Source organism: Hydrogenophaga sp. (assembly GCF_025699295.1).
Classification (GTDB): domain Bacteria; phylum Pseudomonadota; class Gammaproteobacteria; order Burkholderiales; family Burkholderiaceae_C; genus Hydrogenophaga.
Map to the genome: position 1 here is coordinate 1 of NZ_JAILWB010000031.1, position 20772 is coordinate 20772.

The following is a 20772-nucleotide window of genomic DNA, read 5'->3' on the forward strand; positions in this document are numbered from 1 at the left end:
ATGGCCTTTTTGATCCGCAACGCATCTTGGAAAAATAGTGTGAACAGGCCCTAGCCGTTCATGCTCAGCAACTGGCTGGCGGTCTTGTCGTTGGTTTCGCCGTTCTGCAGCATGCGCATCTGCACCTCGAACTGGCGGGCCACGGCGATCATGCCGACCATGGCCTCCATGGGATTGACGTTGGAGCCTTCGAGTGCGCCGTCCTGCAGGCGCGCGAACTCGCTGGCCGGCAGCGGGTCGCCCTGCTGCGTTCGAAACAGGCCGTCCTCGCCACGGCGCAGGGGGTTGTCCGCGTCGGGCGTGACCATCTTGAGGCGCCCCACGTTCTGCGGCGGCTGGTCGCCCACGCGCGTGCTGACGGTGCCGTCGTTGGCGATGTCCACGCGTGCGCCCTCCGGGATCACGATCGGTCCGCCATCGCCCAGCATGGTCAGGCCCTGGCCACCGACCAGGGTGCCGTCCGGTGTGACTTCGAGTGCGCCGGCACGGGTGTAGGCCTCGATGCCGTCGAGCCCCTGCACCGCAAAGTAAGCATTGCCCTGGGCCGCCACGTCCAGGTTGCGCCCGGTGGCCGTGACCGATCCCGGCAGTTCGGAATGCCCGGGCGTGGCCTCGAGCGCGAACACGCGCGTGCTCGCGCCATCACCACGCACCGGCACGGCGCGAAAGGTGGAGAGTTCGGCGCGAAAGCCCGTCGTGGACACATTGGCCAGGTTGTTGGCCAACACCTGCTGGCGGTACTGCGCGGCGTTGGCGCCCGTCATCGCGGTGTAAATCATGCGGTCCATGCACTGTTCCTTTCACTCGCCGATCGCAGCCAGCAGCGCAAGCCACGACGGGGTTAAAGGATTGTGGAAAAACTTGAGGGGGCGCAGTGCCATGAACAGCATGGGTTGTGCCGTTCATTTCCGCGCTTCAGGTTTCCTTGCGCAGACCGGCCAGGTCGACGCGGACATTGGCCGTACCGTCCCGTTCGGTCCGCAGGCCTTCGAGCTCAAACGCCTCGCAGACCATCCGGCCGATCTGGACGAAGTCGTCCTCGTCGTCGGAGACCGTGCTGGCGAAAGCCAGCATCAGGCCCTCGCCCTCGAGCGCGCGAATGGACCTCGTCGGCCACGGCGGCATGGTGTCGGTGGCCTCGTCGATCTCGTCGTCCGCCTCGGCGTGGTCCACGCCGAGGGCTTCGGGGGAGTCGTCGACAAAGTGCTTCCCGCTCTTGCGGAGCACCCCGACCTGGCCCAGGCGTGCATCGAAACACAGGAAATGGTCGAGACCGTACAGGCCCTGGTGGGGGATGCCACGCGCACCCTGTCTGTTGCCGGGAGCCAACCCCTGCTGCCCATGCGGTGTTGCGCCCAGCGCAGACTTCGCCATCACGCTGGCGCTTCACCGCCCATGCGAGGTCAACGCATGTTCAGCAGCGTGCTCATCACCTGGTCCTGGGTCTTGATGGTCTGCGCATTGGCCTGGTAGGCGCGCTGTGCGGTCATCATGTTGACCAGCTCGGCCGTCAGGTCAACGTTGGAGTCCTCCAGCGCACCCGAACGGATGCTGCCGAAGCTGCCCGATCCCGGCTCGCCGCGCACCGGCTCGCCCGAGGCGAAGGTGGCCGACCAGTTGCCGCCACTCGAAGGCGCCAGGCCCTGGGCGTTGCGGAAGTTGACCAGCGCGATCTGACCGGCCGCGCGCGTCTCGCCGTTGGAATACATGCCGGTGACCACGCCGGATTCGTCGATCGTCAGGCCCACGAACTCGCCGGGGTAGTAGCCGTCCTGGTCGAGGTCGTGCACCGCGAAGTCGGTGCCGAACTGGCTCGCGCCGGTCAGGTCGAGCGTGACCGGGAAGGTCACCAGCGGGTCGTTGGGCGAGGCCAGCGTCAGCGTCGGGGGCGGGGTGATGGAGGCCGGGTTGAGCGTACCGTCGGCGTTGAAGTTCAACGACACCGGCGGCGCCAGCGGTGCCGGGGTGCCGCCGTTGACGCTGGCGTACACCTCCCAGGTGTTGTTGGCGGTCTTGGTGAAGGCCAGTGCCACGGGGACTTCCATGCCCTGCGGGTCGTAGGCCACCATCGACGTGCCGTAGGTGGTGATCGGGGTCGGCGGCGTCACGCTGGCGGCGATGGGCGCGCGCGCGTCCAGGTTGAACTCGGCCACGATGGCGCTGGTCTGGCGCGCGGGAATGGGCGCGCCGGTGGGCAGCGACAGGGGCTGGCTCTCGAAGCTCAGGCGGTTGCCGGCGTCGTCCGTGGGGTAGCCCATGAGCTGGCCGCCCTGCTGGTTGATGATGTTGCCCTCGCGGTCGAGCTTGAACATGCCCGCGCGCGTGTAGGCCATGGTGCCATTGGGCTGCTGCACCTCGAAGAAGCCGTTGCCGTTGATGGCCAGGTCCAGGTCGTTGCCGGTCACCGTGATGTTGCCCTGCGTGAACAGCTGGGACACCGTGGCCACCGTCACACCAATGCCCTTGGCACCACCGCCCGACGAATTGACCGAGCTGGCGTAGAGCTCGGCGAACTCGGCGCGCGAGCTCTTCATGCCCACCGTGTTGGCGTTGGCGATGTTGTGGCCGATCACGTCGAGGTTGCGGCTGGCGCTGTTCAGGCCGGAGAGTCCTTGCTGGAATGCCATGGTGATGTCCTTAAGGGGAGGGAAAACGGTTGTTCTGGAATAGGACCGGAGGGGTCGGGTGCTTACATGTAGGCGAGCACGTCGTTGTATGCGCGGGTGCTGCCGTCCTGCAGCAGCATGTAGATGGAGCCACCGGAGAAGCTCACCGAGTCGACCGACAGGCGTTTGAGCGAGACGGAGTCGACCGCCGCGCCACCGTCGACCGCGCTCACCTTGAAGCCCTTGACGGTGGCCGGGTCGATGCCCGCGGCGTCCCAGTCGAAGCCGTGCAGACCGGGGCCAAGCGCGCCGAGTTGCACGGTGTCGATCACTTCGCCGTTGGTGCCCATGATGTCGACCTTCACGTCGGTGGCCTTGCCTTCGAGCGAGAACGCCGCCTTGCCCTGGCCATTCTTGAAGGTCAGCGTGTCGCCCGGCAACAGGGCCTCGCGCCCGATCAGCGAGGTGCCCTGCAGCGCAGTCGCGGAAGAGAACTGCGCCGCCATGCCCTTGAGCGTGGCGTTGAGTTCCTGGATGCCGCTGACCGTGTTGATCTGCGCCATCTGGGTCGTCATCTGCGCGTTGTCCATCGGGTTGAGCGGATCCTGGTTGTTGAGCTGGGCCACCAGCAGCTTCAGGAAACGGTCCTGCGAGGCCTGGGGATCCGTCGCGTTGCTGGCCGACGTGCCCGTGGTGCTGCCCGGCGTGTTGCCGAGGTTGCTGAGATCAAGGGGCTGGATGAACATGGATCAGGTCCTGGGGGCGTTGCGACGGGCTCACTGCCCCATCTGAAGGGTCTTGAGCAGCAGCGACTTGGCCGTGTTCATGACCTCGACGTTGTTCTGGTACGAACGCGAGGCCGAGATCATGTTCACCATCTCCTCGACCGGGTTCACGTTGGCATGCGTCACGTAGCCGTCGGCGTCGGCACTGGGGTGGCTGGGGTTGTGCACCCGGCGGCCAGGCGCATCGCTCTCGACGATGTTCTGCACCTTCACCCCGGCGCTGCCATCGCCGCCCATGGGAACGGTCTGGAACAGGATGTGGCGCGCCTTGTAGGTCTGGCCGTCCGGCCCGGCAACGGCATCGGCGTTGGCCAGGTTGCTGGCCACCACGTTGAGGCGCTGCGACTGCGCGCTGACCGCGCTGCCCGAGACCCCGAAGATGGAGAACATCGACATGGCAGATTCCTTTCAGCTCATTGGCCGGTGATCGCGGAAAGCATTGTTTTCACGTGACCGTTGATGAAACGCAGCGTGGACTCGTAGCGCACGCTGTTGTCCACGAAGTTGGCGCGCTCGCGGTCGAGGTCGACCGAGTTGCCGTCCTGGCTCGGTTGCGTCTGCACCGTGTAGGCCAGGTCGGGGTGGCGTGCGTCGGTGGTGCCCAGGCGCATGTGGCCGGCACTGGTCTGGCTCACGGCCGCGCCCGCGCCGGTCTGCGCGCCCGAGACGCTCTTGAGCGCGGCGGCAAAGTCGAAATCGCGTGCGATGTAGCCGGGGGTGTCGGCGTTGGCGATGTTGCTGGCGATCACCTGCTGGCGCTGCGAGCGCAACAGCAGCGCGTTGGAATGGAAGTCCAGCCGGGCGGTCATCTGTTCAAGCATGTGCGGCAACTCCTTCGGGTGTCGGGGCCGGTGTGGTACCTCTGCAGGGAGGTCCCGATACCGGGGGTTGAAGGAATTATGAAAATCTTGAGGGTGGGCAATGAGCGGAACAAACGCCGCTTTGCAAGGCATTTCCCGGCTTTGTCCGCGACGGCCACGGCCTACAGTGCTCCTCTGAACAGCCCGCAGCCCCTCAGGAGACCGCCATGCCAGCCACCCGCCCGCACCCCCAGCGAAACCCCTTGCGGCAGCTGGTGCGCCACGGGGCCTGCCTGCTGGCCACCCTGTGGCTGGGGGCCAGTGGCACCACGCTGGCCAGCGAGTCCACGGATGCGCTGGAGAACACCGCCCGCGCCTGGCTCAAGCCGACGCTGGACGCCCAGTTGCCGCAGGACGCCGAGCTGCCCCTGCGCACCGAGGTGGTGATGGGCTCGCTCGACTCGCGTCTGCGCCTGGCGCCCTGCGCGAAGGTCGAACCCCACCTGCCGCCGGGCTCTCGCCTGTGGGGCCGAAGCCGCATCGGCCTGCGCTGTGTGGACGGACCTCGGCGCTGGAATGTCTACATTCCCGTCACCATCAAGGCCTGGGGGCCGGCCTGGGTGCTCAGGCGTCCGGTCGATGCCGGCGCGACCCTGTCTCAAGATGACGCCGAACAGGTCGAAGTGGACTGGGCGGCCCAGTCGTCGGCCGTGCTGGCCCGGCCCGACATGTGGGTCGGCCAGCAGACCGCGTTTGCCCTCACACCGGGTCAGGCGATCCGCGAGAACATGGTGCGTCCGACGAAGGCCTTTGCCGCGGGCGATCAGGTGCGGGTCAACGGCAGCGGCACGGGTTTCAGCATCTCGGCCACCGGCAAGGCCCTCACCCACGGCCTGGTCGGGCAGTCCGCCCGCATCCGGCTGCCAGGTGGGCGGGTGGTCACCGGCGAGGTGCAGGACGACCAGACCGTCGAGATGGCGCTGTGAACCGGGCATCGGCAACGGACCGCCGGGCGTGACGGATTGCCCGAACCGGCGCCATAAAAATGCTTAAAGTTCGCGCCACCGGGGTCGATAGTTCTTTCACATCACCCTGACTGCGGGGTTTGGAGCGTGAAATGAAAGTCGATTCGTCACCCGATTCCTATATTGGTTCCGTGGCCGGTGGTCCCCAGAAGACCGCCGAGAAACCCGTCGCGGGCGCCGATCTGGCCGCCGCAGCAGGTGCTACCCCGGCCAGGCCCCAGGCGGGCGTGACCGTGACCCTGTCGCCTTCCACCGTCTCGGCGATGGGCTCTGGCGGCAGCGAGGTGTTCAACGCCGAAAAGGTCGAATCCATGAAGCAGGCGATTGCCAGCGGCACGTTCCAGGTGAACGCCGAGGCCATTGCCGACAAGATGCTGGCCAACGCCGCTGAAATGCTCAACGGCGGCCGGGCCTGAACACCTCCCAACGCAGGACCACCCCCGCCATGACGCTCGCTGCCACGACCACCCACCCCTGGATCGGATCGCTGCAGGCCGAGCTCGACGCGCTGGAAGCCGCCCTGCTGCGCGGCGACGCCCCTGGCGTGGAACAGGCCAGCGCAGCGCTGCAGGCCGTCCTGCAGCAAGCCCCCGCGGCTGCCGGGCCGGATGCCACGCTGCAACAGGACACCCAGAGCGCGGCCCAGCGGTTTGCCCGTCTGCGCCAGGCCGTGCTGCGAGCCAATGCACAAAATCAGCGTGCGCTCACTTCCTTGCTGCCTCAACAGGCCATGCAGCAGCAGCCCACCTACGGCCGCATGGTCAAGCCCTCGACCACGGGCGGCGCCGGCCGCGGCTTCCTGACCGCCTGAGCGCACACCCGCCCCCGCGCGCACACCGGCTCCGCCGGTTTTTTTTCGCCTGGCGCGGGCGCACCCCCTGATGACACATTAGCCATTCTGATGAAGAGCGGCTCTTCTTGAGTCCGCTTACTATAATCAGGGTTAACCCTAGGTACACGATCCATGAACACTTTTCCGCATTCCCTGTGGTCCCGCCTGCGCCGTTCGGTCGGCGCTTTCTTCCGCCGCGTCACGACCGGTCCGTCTGATGGTCTGGAGGCCTACCTCAGCACCGCCCGCAGCCTGCACCAGCTCGAAGACATGCAACGCCGCTGGGACCGTGCCCACCGCGGCCGCCACACCTTCGGCGCGCACTGAACCCGCTCGCCCCATGATGAATTTCCTCAAATCCCTCTTTCAGGCCCCGCGTTTTGCGGCCGGCGCCCGCGTCAACCGCTGGCACAAAGGCAGCCTGGATCGCGTCGACGGCCGCGTGGTCGCCCAGACCCATGAAGGTGTGCTGGTCGAATGGCCGCGCAACGGCACCGGTTGGGAGCGCCCGCACGCGCTCTGCCAGCAGGGTTGAAACCGGCAGGCCCCGGGCCTGAGCACCACCGCGCATCGCGCCGCACCATCGGTGAGCCGCTGGAGGGACACCACAGGCTCTTGACGCCAGCCGCTGCCGGCATAGCATCGACACGCCGATACCTTTCGAGAGGATCCGCATGGAGCAGAGAATCGTCGCTCCCAGCAGCGAGGACTTCCGGCGTGGTCTGATTGCCTTCGTCCAGACCGTCGGCGCCGTCGCGGTGCTGCGCAGCCAGCACGCGGGGCCCCGGCGCATGGGTTACGTCGCGCGGCACCTGGCCGACGAGTTCACGCGGCGCCTGGCCCCCGAAGACGCGCGCGCCGTGGTGCTCGACTTCGACGACGCCCGCTCCGCGCTGGGCGCGCTGTTCGAGGAGTTCGTCTACATCGCCTGCCGCTACCGCGCGGCGGCGGAACAGGTGGGCATCACCGTCGCCATTCCCGGCAACACCATCGATTTCGAGGAGGAATCCGGCGACCCCCTGGGGGAGGACGTGATCAACGAGATCGAGACCGTCAGTGGCAGCATCGCCAGGCTGCTGGAGAAGCTGCCCAGATGGGCGCAACGCCTCATCCAGGCGCTGATGGAAGCTCTCAAGCTCACCCGCGGCGGCTGATCGGCCGGCGCGGGTGCGCCCTCACGCCGTGCGGAAGCGGTCGAGCAGTTGCACCAGCCGCTGCGACTGCGACTTGAGCGACTCGGTGGCCGCGGCGGCCTGCTCCACGAGCGCGGCGTTCTGCTGGGTCGACTGGTCCATCTCGGAGACGGCCTGGTTGATGTGCGACACGCCCTCGGCCTGCTCGCGGCTGGCGGTGGCGATCTCGCCCATCATGCTGGTGGTGCGCCCGATCGACTCGACGATGCGGCGCATGGTGTCGCCGGCGGCCTGCACCTTGGTCGTACCGGCCTCCGTGTACTCCACCGAAGTGCCGATGAGCTTGCGGATCTCGCGCGCGGCTTCGCCCGAGCGCTGCGCGAGGTTGCGCACCTCACCGGCCACCACCGCAAAGCCACGGCCCTGCTCGCCCGCGCGCGCGGCCTCCACCGCTGCATTGAGCGCCAGGATGTTGGTCTGGAAGGCGATGCCGTCGATGGTGCCGATGATTTCCCGGATGCGCAGCGACTGGGCGTTGAGCTGGTCCATGGTGCGCACCACCTCGTCGACCACCTCACCGCCCTCGCGGGCGACTTCGCTGGCCTGGCGTGCGAGCCCGTCGGCCTGCTGCGCATGCTGTGCCGCCTGGCGCAGGCTGCCGCTGAGCTGTTCGATGGCGCTCACCGCCTGCTGCAGGCGCGCGGCCTGCTGCTCGGTGCGGCCCGAGAGATCGGTGTTGCCGTGGGCGATTTCGCTCGAAGCCACCTCGACCTGCTGGGCCGTGCCACGCACCTCGGCGACCAGCTCGCCGAGCTGTGCCGAGACCTGGTCGAGCGCCTGCAGCACCTGGCCGGTCTCGTCGTTCGAGGTGTTGTGGCTTTGCGTGCGCAGGTCGCCGTCGGCCACCGCGGCGGCCAGGGCACGCGCGGCGCGCAGCGGCGCGACGATGCGGCGTGCGCACCACCAGCCGGCCACCGCCGAGAGCAGCAGCGCCAGCGCCGCACCCACTGCAATGCCCATGCCTTTGCCCGCGGCGGCGGCCGCGGACGCGTCCACGCGGGCGTTGGCAGCTTCGCGCTGGCTGGCAGCCAGAGCGGAAATCTGTTCGTCGAGCTTGAGGTACGCGGTCTGCATGATGTCGATGAAACTGCCCGCCGTTGCCAGGCCGGTGCTCTTCATGTCGATAGCATCCAGTGCCGTCTGGCGGAAGGCGGCGTGCGTTTTCTCCAGCACCAGCAGTTGCTCGCGCGCGGCTTCGTCCCAGATCGGCAATGCATGCTGCGCCTTGATCAAGGTTTCGATCTCGCCCAGCTCGCTGGCCAGGGCCTTGTCCAGGGCGTCGATGCGCGTGGCAGGAAACTCGGCCCCGGTCCATGCCAGTGACTGGTTCGTGCTGGCATAGGCCGCGCCGATGCGGCGCTGCAGCTCGGTGGTGGTGGCCAGCGTGGGCAAGGTCGACGACTGCATGGAGCGCAGCGAACTGGAGAGATCGCGCGTGGCCCACAGGCCCAGGCCGGCCACGATCGCCAGGCACAGCATGGTGATCAACGGCGCCAGTGCGACCTTGACACCGATCCGGGCGTTGTCAAACAGCTTCATCGTTCTTGCCTCGTGTTCGAAGGGAAAGCGCCGTCTCGGTGGACGGCATCGGCGCGGACGGGTGATGGCGCACGCAGGCACCACCACCGCGCAGGGCATCAGCGGTAGACGCCCACGGCCACCGCGAGGTTGGTGCCGGCGACACGTTTGATGAAGGTGGCCTTGCCTTCCACCTTCTTGCTGACCGGATGTGCCCAGTCGTAGTCGACCCAGCCTTCGCCCTTGCCGGCGACCGCCACGAATTCCTTGACGAATTCCTTGCCGTTCTGGTCCTTGAGGTTGAGCAGGTTCTTGCCCACCAGCTTCTCGTTGGCACCATGCGCCTTGATGGCGCCATCGGTATCCAGCAGGAAAACGTACAGATCCTTCTTGTTCCAGTTGGCCTTGTCCTTGGTGAAGTCTTCAAAGGCCTTGTCATTGCCGACTTTCTTCAGGTGGGCAATGGCGGCCTCGGTCATGGCCTTGGCTTCATCGCGCGTGCCGTGCTCCTGGGCGGATGCGCCCGTCACGAAGGCCAGCGAAGCGAACAGGGCAAGCAGGGGGCGAAACAGGGATTTCATTGATGCAACTCCGTGGAATGACCGGGCCCTGAAGGCCCGTGAAAAACGCGCACTTCGGCGCAGTGACCACGCGGACCAGGTAAGCCCGACGTGCTACCCAGATCGGCCAGCGGGGGTCCGACCTTGACCCGGGTAAACCCTCGTCCGGGCACGTCGGTTCAGTGCTCGCGCAATTTCGCACGCAGGCGGGCGATCGACTGGCTGTGCAGCTGGCAGATGCGCGATTCGGTCACGCCGAGCACGGCGGCGATTTCCTTCAGGTTCATGTCGTGCTCGTAGTACATCGACATGATCTGCTGCTCGCGCTCGGGCAGCACCTTGATCGCGGCCACCAGCGCCGTGCGCATGCGGTGGTCCTGCAGCACGGCCGACGGATCGGCCTCGTGATCGCCCATGTGGCGGTCCAGAAATCCGTCGTCGTCGTCGCTGTTGCCGCTGATGTCTTCCAGGTACACGAGCTGGGTGCCGCGCACCTTGGCCAGCAGGTGCTGGTAATCGGCCAGGCTCATGCCCATTTCCTCGGCGATCTCGCTTTCCTTGGGCACGCGGTGCAGCTTCTGCTGCAGGCGGTTGACGGCCTGCTCGATGTCCTTCTGGCTCTTGCGCGAGCCGCGCGACATCCAGTCGCCCTCGCGCAGCTCGTCGATCATCGCGCCGCGGATGCGCTGGCTGGCGAAGGTCTCGAACTGCACGCCCTGCGTGGGTTCGAATCGCGCAATCGCTTCGGTCAGGCCGATCATGCCGACCTGGATCAGGTCGTCGAGTTCAACGCTGGGCGGCAGCTTGGCGATCATGTGGTGGGCCAGGCGGCGCACCAGCGGGCTGTATTTGCGCAGCTGGTCGTCCCGGTTGAGGGTGCCTTTGGCGGTGTACATCTTCAACTCCAGAGGGAATATGCGTTGGCCGTGCGGGCGGTGCGGGAAGCACCGGGCACCAGGCCGTGGTAGCCATGGGCATGGCGCTGGCGGGGCCGCTCCAGGGCGCACGCCTGCACGCGCTGGGCCCAGGTGCGGGCCGGCCAGCTCTCCAGCGGCAGGCCCAGGTGGCGCTGCGCGGTATCGGCCACGACGTTCACCACGGTCTGCAGCGCGGTGCCTGCGCCGCTGGCCAGCGGCGCCAGCGCGGGCGAGAGGCCGGCGGCGTGCAGCAGCTTGACGGCGCCGTAGGCGTCGATGCTGGATTGCGGCTGTTCGATCACGGGCACCAGCACGCGCGCGGCCAGGCCCCGCAGCAGCTCGGTGAGCGAGAAGGCGGGTGCAAACAACAGCACCAGCGCGCCCGACGCGAATGGCGTGAGCAGGCGCGTGAGCGCAACCTCGGCGCCGGCGGCCCGGGCCGTTTCCTGCAGTGCATGCAGACCCACGGCGCCCGGCATCACCAGCCAGTCGGCGCCGTCGTGGGCGCGTTCCAGGTGGGCGATGGATGGATCCTGTAGCACACGCATCAGGCCCAGATGGGCACCGTCATGGCGGTCGCGGCTGGTGGCCTCGGTGGCGGTGCCATCGACGATGATCACGGCGCGGCCCTCGGCCGCCAGGCTCGATGCCAGCGTGCACAGCAGTTCGTAGGCGCGCGCGGGCTGGGCCGGGCTGGCCACGGGCATGAGCACCGCGCCACGGGCGGGTGGATCGCCCCGCAGGCCGGCAGCCTGGTCGAAGCCGGGTTCAAACATGCGAGGCCCCCAGGTCGATACCGCGGCCGGATGCCTGCGCGAAGAAGTAGCCCATGTCGGTAGCCAGGGGGTCGTAGGCCGACTTGCCCTGCGTGCCCATGGACATGCGAACCAGAGCGGCCGCGTCGGGGTTCTGCCAGTCCTCGGGCACGCGCTGGCCATTGGCCACGCCGCGCAGCACCACCTGGTGGCGGATCAGCGCGTCCAGCGCCGGGCCGAGCTTGACGGCCTCATCGACCTTGGAAAGCACCACGCCGTGCAGCGAGCTGGACTTGAACGAGGCCAGTTGCTCGTCCAGCGTGTCGCCCTGCGAGCCGGCGTTGAGCACCAGGGTCTTTTTGACCTTGGGCATGTCGAGCACGTCGAGCATGTCCTGGATGCGCTGGTCGCGCTGGCCCAGGCCGGCGGTGTCGATGATGACCAGGCGCTTGCCTGAGAGCAGGTTGAGCAGATCCTTGAGTGCGGCGCGGTCGTGCGCCAGGTGCGCCACCACGCCGAGCATGCGGCCGAAGGCGCGCAACTGTTCGTAGCCCGAGACGCGGTAGGTGTCGAGCGTGATCATGCCGACACTGGCGGCGCCGTACTGCTTGACGCACTGCGCGGCCAGCTTGGCGGCGGTGGTGGTCTTGCCGACGCCGGTGGCGCCGATCAGCGAGATCACGCCACCTTCGTCGCACAGACTCGCGCCGGGGGCGGCCACCTTGAGGTTGCGCGTGATCACGTCCATCAGCCAGCGCACCGCCTCGGCGGCGCCGGCGTCGGTCGGGACGCGTTCGAGCACGGCGCGCGACATCGCGGGCGAGTAGCCGGCGCGGATCATCTTGAGCATCAGATTGGACTGGATCGGGTTCTGCTTGGACGAGCCGAGCCAGGCCAGGGTGTTGAAGCGCTCCTCGATCATGTCCTTGAGCGCCGAGAGTTCCACCGCCATGCGGCTGTCATCGTTGCTCGGGAAGCGCGTCGAGGGCACCGAGTCTTCCCAGGCCGGCTCGGACTGGCGCGTGCGGATGGGCGCCGGATTGCGCGCCACGATCGGATCGGGCTGGTTGAAGCGCTGCACCGGCACGGCGATCGGCTCGGGTCTGGCCACGATCTGCGGTGCAGCGGCCTGCACGGGTGCGCGGCGCGGCGGCTCAGCGGCCGCTTCCTCGTGGGCAGCGGCGGGCGTGCCATGCAAGGCCTCACGGCGCTTGCGCAGCATGCGCTCGCGCACATAGTCCTGGAACGACAGCGTGCTCATGGCCAGCGCTTCGGTATCGCTTTCCACAGACGCCGGGGCGCTCGCGGCGACCGGGGCGGCAGCCTGCGCTCGGGCAGCGATCTGCGGCACCCGCGCGGCCGGTGCGCCGGTGGCGGCGGCATGGTCCGCCAGGGACGCCAGGCTCTCCTCGGCCGCGGCCATCACCTCGAAACCGTCACCGGTGGAGCGGGTGGAGAGGATCACGGCACTGTCGCCAAAGGCGCGACGGGCCTTGGCCATGGCCTCGCGCGAGGTGGGAGCGGTGAAGCGCTGGATGTTCATGATGCGAGTTCTCCAAGAATCGGGCCAATGCGGATCAGGTGGGTTTCAGGAATTTCGCTGTGCGCCAGCACCTGCAGGCGCGGCGCGGCGCGGCGCAGCAGGCGCGACATGGCGTTGCGGATGGCGTCGGGCACCAGCAGGCAGGCGGGAACGCCCTTTTCCTCCTGGCGGTTGGCGATGTCGGTGGCGGACTTGCTCAGCATCTCGGCCACGCCGGGATCGAGCGCGCCGTTGGCACCGCCCGAGAGCGCCTGCATCAGCAAGCGCTCCAGGCCGGGCTCGATGGCGATGACCTCGAGCTCCTTCACCGCGCCGTAGATCTGCTGCACGATGGCCGGCGAGAGCGCCATGCGCACGCGGCGGGCCAGCTCGGTCGGATCGGTGGTCTGGGACGCGTGCTCGGCCAGCGATTCGATGATGGTTCGGATGTCGCGCACGTGCACAGACTCTTCCAGCAGCAGCTGGAGAACTTTCTGGAAGGTGGCAACCGGGACCATCTTGGGGACGACTTCTTCGATCAGTTTGGGGGCCAGGCGGGTGACGTGTTCAACCAGGTCCTGGGTCTCCGTCCGGCTCAGCAACTTGGCCGCCTGGACTTGCATCAAGTGTGAAAGATGCGTGGCCAGCACAGTCTCGGAATCAACCACCGTAAAACCGGCCATTTGCGCGTTCTCGCGCTGCTTTTCCTCGATCCAGTGCGCCGGCAGGCCGAACGCCGGATCGGTCGTGGGCGTGCCGATCAGCGGCGTGTTGATGCCACCGGGATCGATCGCCAGGAACATGCCCGGGAACACCTCGCCTTCGCCCACCACCACGCCGCGCAGCGTGATGCGGTAACCGCTGGGGCGCAGCTCCAGGTTGTCGCGCACGTGCACTGCCGGTGGCAGGAAGCCCACTTCCTGAGCGAACTTCTTGCGCACGCCCTTGATGCGGGTGAGCAGGTCGCCCTGGCGCGTCTTGTCGACCAGCGCGATCAGGCGGTAGCCCAGCTCCAGGCCCAGCAGGTCGACCGGCTGCAGGTCGTCCCAGGTGGCTTCGCCGTCGCCCTGCGCTGCGGGCGCCTCGGGTTCGGGCGCGGGCTTGCGCTGCTGGCGCAGCTGCCACCAGGCCAGGCCGCCGGCAAGCGCGGCAAACGTCAGGAACACGAGGTGCGGCATGCCGGGCACGATGCCCAGCATGAACAGCACGGTCGCGGTGATGCCCATCACCTTGGGCGAGAGGAACATCTGCTCCATCACCTGCACGCCCAGGTCCTCGTCCTTGCCCACACGCGAGACCACCATGGCCGCGGCCACCGAGATCAGCAGGCTGGGAATCTGCGCCACCAGCGCGTCACCGACGGCCAGCAGGATGTAGTTGTCCGCCGCCTCACCCGCCGAGAGGCCGTGCTGCGCCATGCCGATGATGAAGCCGCCGATGATGTTGATGAACAGAATCAGGATACCGGCGATGGCGTCACCGCGCACGAACTTGGAGGCACCGTCCATGGAGCCGAAGAACTCGGCCTCGTCACCCACCTCGGCGCGGCGGCGCTTGGCCTCCTTCTCGTCGATCAGGCCGGCATTGAGGTCGGCGTCGATCGCCATCTGCTTGCCGGGCATGGCGTCCAGGGTGAAGCGCGCGGACACCTCGGCAATGCGCTCCGAGCCCTTGGTGATCACCACGAAGTTGATCACCACCAGGATCGCGAAGACGATGAAACCAACGGCGAAGTTGCCACCGATCAGGAAGCTTCCGAAGGCTTCGATCACCGCACCGGCCGCGCCTGGGCCGGTGTGGCCTTCCATCAGCACCACGCGGGTGGAGGCCACGTTGAGCGAGAGGCGCAGCAGCGTGGTGAGCAGCAGCACCGTGGGAAACACCGAGAAGTCGAGCGGGCGCTTCATGTACGCGGCCACCATCATCACCACCAGGGCCAGTGCGATGTTGAGCGTGAAGAAGGTGTCGAGCAGCCAGGGCGGCAGCGGCAACACCATCATCGACAGCACGGTGATCACCAGCATGGGCGCGGCCAGGCCGGCGGCCCAGCCTGCGTTGCGGTTCAGCCATTGCTGCAGGGGCTGCAGGGCGTTCATTCAGAGGCCTCCGGGGCGGGTTTCTTGAAGTGCGGGTCGAGTTCGGGCGGCACCATCGGCGTGGGCTGCTCGGCGGGCATGACGCCCTGGCCGCTGAGCGCGGCCTTGATCTGGTACACATAGGCCAGCACCTGGGCCACGGCGGTGTAGAGCGCCGAGGGAATCTCGTCGTCGATCTCGGCATGCGCGTAGAGCGCGCGCGCCAGCATGGGCGACTGCAGCACCGGCACCTTGTGCGCCTTGGCCACGTCACGGATCTTCATCGCCAGCAGGTCGGCGCCCTTGGCGATCACGCGCGGCGCGTTCATGGTGGCGTCGTCGTAACGGATCGCCACGGCGTAGTGGGTCGGGTTCATCACCACCAGGTCGGCCTTGGGAACGGCACCCACGCTGTTGCGCTGGGCCATCTCGCGCTGGCGCTGGCGCCGCTTGCCCTTGATGTGGGGGTCGCCTTCGAGTTGCTTGTGTTCTTCCTTGACTTCCTGGTGCGACATGCGCATGCGGTGCGCGTGCAGGAACCTCTGCATCGGAAAGTCGATCATGGCCACGAGTGCCACCACCAGCAGCAGCAGGCCGACACCGAACATGAGCCAGGCGCCGAGCTGGCCCAGGGCCGATTCGAGCGGCAGCATCAGCAGCGTGCCGAACGGCTCCACGTGCGAGGCGATGAACTGCCAGGCCACCACGCCCACCACGCCGGTGAGGACCGAGAGCTTGGCGGTGTCGAACAGCTGCTGCTTGGAGAACAGGCGACCAATGCCCTTGAGCGGGTTGATGCGGCTCAGGTCCGGCATGAGGGGTTTGGAGCTCAGCGCCCAGCTGCCCGAGGCGAAGGCGGTGAGCAGTACCAGCGCGAGCACGATCACGCCCATGGGCAGGTACAGCATGAGGCCATGGGTAAAGCCGTCCACCAGGCGCTCGGAGGCCAGTTCGGGCTTGAGCAGGGTCTGGTGGTCAAAGCGCAACTGGCCCTGCAGGGCGCTGCGCAGCTTCTCGAAGCCGGCCGGTGCGAGCGCCAGCAGCACCATGGCACCGCCGCCGAGCACTGCCAGATTGCCCAGTTCCCTTGAACGCGGCACCTGACCATCGTCGCGCGCCTTCTTCAGGCGCTGCGCGGTGGCGGGTAGGTTCTTGTCCTGGCTGGATGATTCCATGGTGCGGGTTCGCTCGATCGGTGAATCCGATTCTGGAATCCGCGCGGAAAAACTAAAGGGTGATAAGACGCGCTTCGGTGGCGCTTTTCTCTGGCGCACCTCGCGGGCTCATGGCGGCCGGGCGCGCTGTTCCGCGAATGTCCCCCGCCGGCTGGTGCCGGCTCCTCCTCTATTTCGCTCCACAGCACGCCCGACCACCCCGAGCCTGAGGCGGTGTGGGCGTTCGAGGGGCTAAAAGCCGAGGGAAGCGAGCAGGTCGTCGACCTGCGCCTGGTCGCTCACCACGTCGGTGCGGCCTTCGGCATTGACCACCGGGCCGGCCAGGCCCTCGACGATCGCGTGGTCCTGCCCCGGCTGGCCCGAGGGTGCCGACTGCAGCAGCAGGCCCAGCAGCTGTTCCTCAATCGTGCCCGCGAGGTGTACCACCCGGCCAATCACCTGGCCGGTGAGATCGTGAAAATCCTGCGCCATCATGATGTCGGTCAGGCGCGAGTCGGTTTTCTCGGCGGTGTGAATGACGTCCTGCGTCCACTCCACCAGCTCGGGCATGGCCTTGGCCAGCGCCGGCACGCGCCGGATGGTGTCGAGCAGCTGGCGACCGCGCTCGGCGATCAGTGCCTGCTCGGCCTTGCCTTCGTCGACGTGGTTGAGCACCTTCTCGGCGGCTTCGCCGGTCAGGCGGGCGATGTAGGACAGCCGGCTCTGCGCGTCGGGCAACTGGTCCACCGTGCCCTTGAGCTTGTCGGTGTAGCCCAGTTCCTTGAGCGCGTCGTGCAGCTGGCGCGTGATCGAGCCCAACTGGCGAAACATGTCGGGACTGCCCGAGCCACCTTCTTCTTGTTCACTGGAGTTCATGGTGCGGTGCTCCGTCAGATGCCAAGTTTCTTGAAGATGTTCGCGAGCTTCTCTTCCAGAGTGGCCTTGGTGAAGGGTTTGACGATATAGCCGGCCGCGCCGTTCTGCGCCGCAAGCACGATGTCCTCCTTGCGCGCCTCCGCTGTCACCATCAGCACCGGCAGGTGTTTGAGCTTTTCGTCCTTCTTGATTTCGGCCAGCAACTCGAACCCGTTCATGTTGGGCATGTTGATGTCGGAGACCACGAAGTTGAACACCCCGTTGCGCAGTTTGCCCAGGGCCACCACACCGTCCTCGGCCTCGTCGGCGTCGGCGTGCCCGATCTCCTTGAGCAGGTTGCGCACGATGCGGCGCATGGTGGAGAAGTCGTCAACGATCAGGAATTTCATCGGGGTGGACATGAATGCCTCCGTGGGAGGAAAGGATCAAGGGAAGGGAGTGGCGGCCGCATCAGCCACCGCTCTGTGAGGGAGATTTCGTCACTTCGCCGGAAATCTGAAGCGCGGGTGCGACCACCGAAGTCGCCACCGTTGGCGCCGGCGCCGCCGGCACGGGGGCAGAGACGGGCAGCGCAGCAGGGGCGGCGGGAACAGGCGCGAGGGGCACCACCACGGGCGCCGGGGGCGCCGCCAGGCGCTCCTCGGCCTCCTGCGTCATCACCACGATGCTGATGCGCCGGTTGATCGGGTCCATGGGCTGTTCGGGCCGCAGCAGGCGGCTCGACGCCAGACCCTCGACCCGGCGCAGCTTGTCGTCGGGCAGGCCGCCGGCCACGAGCTCGCGGCGCGAGGCGTTGGCGCGGTCGGCCGAGAGTTCCCAATTGCTGTAACCGCGTTCACCACTGCCATAGGGGGTGGCGTCTGTGTGGCCGGCCAGCGCGATGCGGTTGTCCACATCGCCCAGTGCGGCGCCGATCTCGCGCAGGATGTCGCGCATGTAGGGCTTGACCAGCGCGCTGCCGGTGTCGAACATCGGCCGGTTCTGCTGATCGACGATCTGGATGTGCAGGCCGTCGGTGGTCTTCTCCAGCTGTATCTGTGAACCGTACTCGGAGAGCTTGGGGTTGCGCTCGATCAGGCTGGTGATCTTGCGCTCCAGCACCTCCATGCGCGCGGCATCCTTGCGAGCCTGTTCGGCGCGCGCCATCTGGGCGCCAATGAGCTTGGCGGCGCGTTCGGCCTCGCCGCTGTCCATCTGGCCGAAAGCCTTGCTCAGGTCTCGCCCGCCACCGGGCAGGATGCTGCTGCTGTTGCCGGTACCGGGCCCGCCCATGAGCGAGACCTTCACCGGCGACTGGAAATAGCTCGCAATGCCCTGCAACTCGCCTTTGGCGGTCGAGCCCAGCAGCCACATCAGCAGAAAGAACGCCATCATCGCGGTCACGAAGTCGGCGTACGCGATCTTCCAGGCGCCGCCATGCGCGGCATGCCCACCCTTCTTGATGCGCTTGACGATGATGGGCTGCAGCTTCTTGCCATCACCGGCCATCTGAAGTCCCCCTGCCGCGCTGCGCGCGTTCCCCCCTCGGGGGGACGACGGCACCAGCGGCCTGGCAAAGCCAGTTCCGCGGTGCCCCTGGATAACGTGCCTGCGCTCGCATGATCACTTCTTTTTCACGTGGGTCTCAAGCTCGGTGAAGGTCGGCCGCACGTCGGCAAACAGCACCTTGCGGCCGAACTCGATGGCGGTCAGCGGCGCATAGCCCTGCATGCTGGAGAGCAGCGTGGTCTTGACGCACAGCAGTTCCTTGCTGCCCTCTTCCATCTTCTGGTCCATCAGCCCGCCCAGCGGCTCGAAGACACCGTAGGCCAGCAGAATCCCGAGGAAGGTCCCGACCAGTGCCGAGCCGATCATGCCGCCCAGCACCGCGGGCGGTTGTCCGACCGAACCCATGGTGTTGACCACACCCAGCACCGCGGCCACGATGCCGAATGCCGGCAAGCCGCCGGCCAGGCGCGCGATGGCTGCCACCGGGGCATGCGCCTCCTGGTGGTGGGTCTCGATCTCGGCGTCCATCAGCGACTCGATCTCGTGCGCGTTGAGGTTGCCCGAGACCATCATGCGCAGGTAGTCGGTGATGAACTCGACCACGTGGTGATCGGCAGCGATGGTGGGGTATTTCTTGAACAGCGCGGACTCGTGCGGGTTTTCCACATCCTGCTCGATCGCCATCAGACCCTCCTTGCGGGCCTTCTGCAGGATGTCGAACTGCAGCGCCAGCAGCTCCATGTAGCGCGCCTTGGTGTAGCGGCTGCCCTTGAAGCACAGGGCCAGTCCCTTGAACGAGGCTTTCACCACCTTCATCTGGTTGTTGATCAGGAACGCGCCCAGGGCCGCGCCCAGGATGGTCGTCAGCTCGAAGGGCAAAGCCTTGAGCACCACGCCGATGTTGCCGCCGTGGAGTATGAAAACCCCGAAGATGCAGAGCATCGAGACGATGAAACCGATGATGACGAACATGTTCTTGTGCCTGAAAGAGGACGCTGCGCTCGCACGCGGACGTGACTTGGAGGGATGTGTTTTCTATCGACCAACTCTAGAGGCGATTGAGCGGACCCATAAACGCGAAATGGACCCGCATCGGGGTCCATTTCAGGGTTTGAGGGTGCGACCTGTTCAGTGCAGGCGCAGACCGCCGGATGCCGATCCCTTGCCGGCGCGCGCGGGCGGCTGGCACAGGCCGCAGACGAAGTGGCGGTTCTCGTAGGGTTCGGTCACGAAATGGCCACCGCAGCAGGAGCACTTGGTGAGGGTGAGCATGCCGTTGTCGACGAACTTCACCAGGCGCCAGGCGCGGGTGATGGAGAGCAGCGGCTCGATCGCGCTGGCCTGCATCTGGTCGCTGTACAGGCGGAAGGCCTTGATGACCGTGTCGATCTCCTCGAGCTCGCTGGTCTTGGAGAGGTACTCGTGGATGTTCAGGAACAGCGAGGCATGGATGTTCGGCTGCCAGGTCAGGAACCAGTCGGTCGAGAAGGGCAACTGGCCCTTGGACGGCGACTTGCCGGCGACTTCCTTGTACAGGCGCAGCAGGCGCTCGTAGGACAGGCTGGTCTCGTACTCCAGCACCTGCAGGCGTGCGCCCAGCTGGATCAGGGCGACCGCGCGTTCGATGTCACGCGACTCGTTGAGGATGCTCTTGCCTGCGGCCATGGTGTGCTCCGGGAAGGGGGAGGAAGGAAATCAGTGGGCGGTGACGGCCATGGACTCGGCGAACTTGCCAGCCATGAGGATGCTGGCGTGCAACTGCGTGGTGGTCGCGTTGTCGACCTTCTTCACGTTGTGGCTGGTGAGCAGGTTCCACACCAGATCGTCGTCGACGCGGAAGCGGCACAGCAGCATGTTGCTCGACGCGATCTTGAGCAGCTGAGCGGTGGACAGCATGCCCAGCAGGTCGGCGGCTTCCTCGGTCAGACCCAGGCGGTACAGCGCTTCGGCGCGGTCCTTGCGGATCAGGTTCTGCGCCAGCATGAGATAGGTCAGGTTGGCTTCGCGGATTTCTGCCAGGAGTTGTTCGTTGTCCATGATGCGTTCCTTCTCGGTTGGGGCCGCCGTGCTGGCGATGTGCTTACATGTGCTGACCCGATGTGTTGAATTGTGTCGACCGGTAAAAAAACTTGAATCGGTAAATGGCTGTCCGCGCTGTCAGGTGTGCACCACCCCCTTGTCAGGCAATCGCCTACAACCTTGTTATGCATTCCGGTCCTTCCTCTGCGGCGCTGCCCCAGGGCCGCCGCGGGTAAAGCGGCGAACTGGTGCCGAACGGCCCGGTTTATCCGCCGGTTGGTTTGCACACAAACCTCAAGAATCTCCACTCATCACCGAAATTGACTCAACGAACTTCCAAATGGGTTCGTCGTCCGGCCAGCAAAGGCGGCGAGCAGCGACGGTGGAGGCCCGCAAGGGTCGACACGGCGATGGACATGCCAGGGGAACACGCCCCTGCCCTGTCCATGAAGCCGGTTCACTTTCCAAGTCCATTTACAGGAGTTAGTTATGACCACCATCAACACGAACGTGATGTCGATGAACGCTCAGCGCAACCTGAGCAGCTCGGCCAGTTCGCTGGCCACTTCCATGCAGCGCCTGTCCTCGGGCTTGCGCGTCAACAGCGCCAAGGACGACGCGGCCGGCCTGGCCATCTCCGAGCGCAT

The 20772-nt window shown here is 66.6% G+C and carries 25 protein-coding genes and 1 pseudogene; 7 read left to right on the forward strand and 19 right to left on the reverse strand.

What is annotated here, in order from left to right:
- Positions 1-50: 50 nt before the first annotated feature.
- The 6 genes from flgF to flgB all read right to left on the reverse strand — a co-directional run bounded on the left by flgF (position 51) and on the right by flgB (position 4212).
- Complete coding sequence (flgF, locus tag K5880_RS22530) at positions 51-788, reverse strand: flagellar basal-body rod protein FlgF (RefSeq protein ID WP_297658028.1); 738 nt, start codon at positions 786-788, stop codon at positions 51-53.
- A 127-nt stretch (positions 789-915) separates the two neighbouring features.
- A complete protein-coding gene (locus K5880_RS22535; protein ID WP_297658030.1) occupies positions 916-1377 on the reverse strand; it encodes a hypothetical protein in 462 nt (153 codons plus the stop codon).
- 26 nt (positions 1378-1403) lie between these two features.
- Positions 1404-2627, reverse strand: coding sequence for a flagellar hook protein FlgE (flgE, locus tag K5880_RS22540; RefSeq protein WP_297658033.1), 1224 nt, complete (start codon positions 2625-2627; stop codon positions 1404-1406).
- 62 nt (positions 2628-2689) lie between these two features.
- Complete coding sequence (locus tag K5880_RS22545) at positions 2690-3352, reverse strand: flagellar hook capping FlgD N-terminal domain-containing protein (protein WP_297658036.1); 663 nt, start codon at positions 3350-3352, stop codon at positions 2690-2692.
- A gap of 30 nt (positions 3353-3382) precedes the next feature.
- Positions 3383-3787 carry a flagellar basal body rod protein FlgC gene (gene flgC / locus K5880_RS22550; protein WP_297658039.1) on the reverse strand — a complete coding sequence of 135 codons (405 nt, stop codon included), beginning with the start codon at positions 3785-3787 and terminating at the stop codon, positions 3383-3385.
- 17 nt (positions 3788-3804) lie between these two features.
- A complete protein-coding gene (flgB, locus tag K5880_RS22555) occupies positions 3805-4212 on the reverse strand; it encodes a flagellar basal body rod protein FlgB (protein ID WP_297658041.1) in 408 nt (135 codons plus the stop codon).
- 206 nt (positions 4213-4418) lie between these two features.
- Here flgB and flgA point away from each other — a divergent pair, with 206 nt between their 5' ends.
- The 6 genes from flgA (at position 4419) to K5880_RS22585 (ending at position 7202) form a co-directional block, all read left to right on the forward strand.
- Entirely contained in the window at positions 4419-5177 is a 759-nt protein-coding gene (gene flgA / locus K5880_RS22560; RefSeq protein WP_297658043.1) for a flagellar basal body P-ring formation chaperone FlgA, read from the forward strand.
- 131 nt (positions 5178-5308) lie between these two features.
- Positions 5309-5632, forward strand: a complete 324-nt coding sequence (gene flgM / locus K5880_RS22565) for a flagellar biosynthesis anti-sigma factor FlgM (RefSeq protein ID WP_297658046.1) — start codon at positions 5309-5311, stop codon at positions 5630-5632.
- Between the two features lie 29 nt (positions 5633-5661).
- Positions 5662-6027, forward strand: a complete 366-nt coding sequence (locus tag K5880_RS22570; RefSeq protein WP_297658048.1) for a hypothetical protein — start codon at positions 5662-5664, stop codon at positions 6025-6027.
- Between the two features lie 153 nt (positions 6028-6180).
- The gene (locus K5880_RS22575; protein ID WP_297658051.1) at positions 6181-6375 is read left to right on the forward strand and encodes a hypothetical protein; all 195 of its coding nucleotides are present in this window, start codon (positions 6181-6183) and stop codon (positions 6373-6375) included.
- Positions 6376-6388: 13 nt separating this feature from the next.
- Positions 6389-6583, forward strand: a complete 195-nt coding sequence (locus K5880_RS22580; RefSeq protein WP_297658054.1) for a hypothetical protein — start codon at positions 6389-6391, stop codon at positions 6581-6583.
- A gap of 139 nt (positions 6584-6722) precedes the next feature.
- The gene (locus tag K5880_RS22585; RefSeq protein ID WP_297658057.1) at positions 6723-7202 is read left to right on the forward strand and encodes a hypothetical protein; all 480 of its coding nucleotides are present in this window, start codon (positions 6723-6725) and stop codon (positions 7200-7202) included.
- A gap of 21 nt (positions 7203-7223) precedes the next feature.
- On the opposite strand, the gene K5880_RS22590 is transcribed toward K5880_RS22585, so the two are convergent.
- The 13 genes from K5880_RS22590 to flhD all read right to left on the reverse strand — a co-directional run bounded on the left by K5880_RS22590 (position 7224) and on the right by flhD (position 20143).
- Positions 7224-8780, reverse strand: coding sequence for a methyl-accepting chemotaxis protein (locus tag K5880_RS22590; RefSeq protein ID WP_297658060.1), 1557 nt, complete (start codon positions 8778-8780; stop codon positions 7224-7226).
- A 98-nt stretch (positions 8781-8878) separates the two neighbouring features.
- Positions 8879-9340 carry a cache domain-containing protein gene (locus K5880_RS22595; RefSeq protein ID WP_297658063.1) on the reverse strand — a complete coding sequence of 154 codons (462 nt, stop codon included), beginning with the start codon at positions 9338-9340 and terminating at the stop codon, positions 8879-8881.
- A 158-nt stretch (positions 9341-9498) separates the two neighbouring features.
- On the reverse strand, positions 9499-10215 hold the full coding sequence (locus K5880_RS22600; protein WP_297658066.1) for an RNA polymerase sigma factor FliA: 717 nt from the start codon (positions 10213-10215) through the stop codon (positions 9499-9501).
- Between the two features lie 2 nt (positions 10216-10217).
- Complete coding sequence (locus K5880_RS22605; protein ID WP_297658069.1) at positions 10218-11012, reverse strand: hypothetical protein; 795 nt, start codon at positions 11010-11012, stop codon at positions 10218-10220.
- Positions 11005-12534 (reverse strand): flagellar biosynthesis protein FlhF, encoded by a 1530-nt coding sequence (gene flhF / locus K5880_RS22610; RefSeq protein WP_297658072.1) that lies wholly within the window; start codon positions 12532-12534, stop codon positions 11005-11007. The genes K5880_RS22605 and flhF overlap by 8 nt, the downstream gene beginning before the upstream one ends.
- Entirely contained in the window at positions 12531-14609 is a 2079-nt protein-coding gene (flhA, locus tag K5880_RS22615; RefSeq protein ID WP_297658075.1) for a flagellar biosynthesis protein FlhA, read from the reverse strand. Before flhA ends, flhF begins: the two co-directional genes overlap by 4 nt.
- Positions 14606-15763, reverse strand: coding sequence for a flagellar biosynthesis protein FlhB (gene flhB, locus K5880_RS22620; RefSeq protein ID WP_297658079.1), 1158 nt, complete (start codon positions 15761-15763; stop codon positions 14606-14608). Before flhB ends, flhA begins: the two co-directional genes overlap by 4 nt.
- Before the next feature lie 231 nt (positions 15764-15994).
- The gene (locus K5880_RS22625; RefSeq protein ID WP_297658082.1) at positions 15995-16618 is read right to left on the reverse strand and encodes a protein phosphatase CheZ; all 624 of its coding nucleotides are present in this window, start codon (positions 16616-16618) and stop codon (positions 15995-15997) included.
- Between the two features lie 14 nt (positions 16619-16632).
- Positions 16633-17019, reverse strand: coding sequence for a chemotaxis response regulator CheY (gene cheY, locus K5880_RS22630; RefSeq protein WP_297658085.1), 387 nt, complete (start codon positions 17017-17019; stop codon positions 16633-16635).
- Between the two features lie 49 nt (positions 17020-17068).
- Positions 17069-18106 (reverse strand): flagellar motor protein MotB, encoded by a 1038-nt coding sequence (gene motB / locus K5880_RS22635; RefSeq protein ID WP_297658089.1) that lies wholly within the window; start codon positions 18104-18106, stop codon positions 17069-17071.
- 114 nt (positions 18107-18220) lie between these two features.
- Positions 18221-19078 carry a flagellar motor stator protein MotA gene (gene motA, locus K5880_RS22640; protein ID WP_297658092.1) on the reverse strand — a complete coding sequence of 286 codons (858 nt, stop codon included), beginning with the start codon at positions 19076-19078 and terminating at the stop codon, positions 18221-18223.
- A 156-nt stretch (positions 19079-19234) separates the two neighbouring features.
- Positions 19235-19771, reverse strand: coding sequence for a flagellar transcriptional regulator FlhC (flhC, locus tag K5880_RS22645; protein ID WP_297658095.1), 537 nt, complete (start codon positions 19769-19771; stop codon positions 19235-19237).
- 30 nt (positions 19772-19801) lie between these two features.
- Positions 19802-20143, reverse strand: a complete 342-nt coding sequence (gene flhD / locus K5880_RS22650) for a flagellar transcriptional regulator FlhD (protein WP_297658098.1) — start codon at positions 20141-20143, stop codon at positions 19802-19804.
- A 471-nt stretch (positions 20144-20614) separates the two neighbouring features.
- Here flhD and K5880_RS22655 point away from each other — a divergent pair.
- A pseudogene (locus K5880_RS22655) lies at positions 20615-20772 on the forward strand (flagellin); the annotation flags it as partial.

What these genes read in the sequence shown, in the direction of transcription:
- K5880_RS22605 (WP_297658069.1), bottom strand. Translation starts at nt 11,012, where the DNA reads ATGTTTGAACCCGGCTTCGACCAGGCTGCCGGCCTGCGGGGCGATCCA.
- K5880_RS22625 (WP_297658082.1), bottom strand. Translation starts at nt 16,618, where the DNA reads ATGAACTCCAGTGAACAAGAAGAAGGTGGCTCGGGCAGTCCCGACATG.
- flhF (WP_297658072.1), bottom strand. Translation starts at nt 12,534, where the DNA reads ATGAACATCCAGCGCTTCACCGCTCCCACCTCGCGCGAGGCCATGGCC.
- K5880_RS22585 (WP_297658057.1), top strand. Translation starts at nt 6,723, where the DNA reads ATGGAGCAGAGAATCGTCGCTCCCAGCAGCGAGGACTTCCGGCGTGGT.
- K5880_RS22600 (WP_297658066.1), bottom strand. Translation starts at nt 10,215, where the DNA reads ATGTACACCGCCAAAGGCACCCTCAACCGGGACGACCAGCTGCGCAAA.
- flgA (WP_297658043.1), top strand. Translation starts at nt 4,419, where the DNA reads ATGCCAGCCACCCGCCCGCACCCCCAGCGAAACCCCTTGCGGCAGCTG.
- cheY (WP_297658085.1), bottom strand. Translation starts at nt 17,019, where the DNA reads ATGTCCACCCCGATGAAATTCCTGATCGTTGACGACTTCTCCACCATG.
- K5880_RS22590 (WP_297658060.1), bottom strand. Translation starts at nt 8,780, where the DNA reads ATGAAGCTGTTTGACAACGCCCGGATCGGTGTCAAGGTCGCACTGGCG.
- flgE (WP_297658033.1), bottom strand. Translation starts at nt 2,627, where the DNA reads ATGGCATTCCAGCAAGGACTCTCCGGCCTGAACAGCGCCAGCCGCAAC.
- flhD (WP_297658098.1), bottom strand. Translation starts at nt 20,143, where the DNA reads ATGGACAACGAACAACTCCTGGCAGAAATCCGCGAAGCCAACCTGACC.
- K5880_RS22575 (WP_297658051.1), top strand. Translation starts at nt 6,181, where the DNA reads ATGAACACTTTTCCGCATTCCCTGTGGTCCCGCCTGCGCCGTTCGGTC.
- motB (WP_297658089.1), bottom strand. Translation starts at nt 18,106, where the DNA reads ATGGCCGGTGATGGCAAGAAGCTGCAGCCCATCATCGTCAAGCGCATC.
- flgB (WP_297658041.1), bottom strand. Translation starts at nt 4,212, where the DNA reads ATGCTTGAACAGATGACCGCCCGGCTGGACTTCCATTCCAACGCGCTG.
- flhB (WP_297658079.1), bottom strand. Translation starts at nt 15,763, where the DNA reads ATGGAATCATCCAGCCAGGACAAGAACCTACCCGCCACCGCGCAGCGC.
- flgC (WP_297658039.1), bottom strand. Translation starts at nt 3,787, where the DNA reads ATGTCGATGTTCTCCATCTTCGGGGTCTCGGGCAGCGCGGTCAGCGCG.
- K5880_RS22595 (WP_297658063.1), bottom strand. Translation starts at nt 9,340, where the DNA reads ATGAAATCCCTGTTTCGCCCCCTGCTTGCCCTGTTCGCTTCGCTGGCC.
- motA (WP_297658092.1), bottom strand. Translation starts at nt 19,078, where the DNA reads ATGTTCGTCATCATCGGTTTCATCGTCTCGATGCTCTGCATCTTCGGG.
- flgM (WP_297658046.1), top strand. Translation starts at nt 5,309, where the DNA reads ATGAAAGTCGATTCGTCACCCGATTCCTATATTGGTTCCGTGGCCGGT.
- flhC (WP_297658095.1), bottom strand. Translation starts at nt 19,771, where the DNA reads ATGGCCGCAGGCAAGAGCATCCTCAACGAGTCGCGTGACATCGAACGC.
- K5880_RS22545 (WP_297658036.1), bottom strand. Translation starts at nt 3,352, where the DNA reads ATGTTCATCCAGCCCCTTGATCTCAGCAACCTCGGCAACACGCCGGGC.
- flhA (WP_297658075.1), bottom strand. Translation starts at nt 14,609, where the DNA reads ATGAACGCCCTGCAGCCCCTGCAGCAATGGCTGAACCGCAACGCAGGC.
- K5880_RS22580 (WP_297658054.1), top strand. Translation starts at nt 6,389, where the DNA reads ATGATGAATTTCCTCAAATCCCTCTTTCAGGCCCCGCGTTTTGCGGCC.
- K5880_RS22570 (WP_297658048.1), top strand. Translation starts at nt 5,662, where the DNA reads ATGACGCTCGCTGCCACGACCACCCACCCCTGGATCGGATCGCTGCAG.
- flgF (WP_297658028.1), bottom strand. Translation starts at nt 788, where the DNA reads ATGGACCGCATGATTTACACCGCGATGACGGGCGCCAACGCCGCGCAG.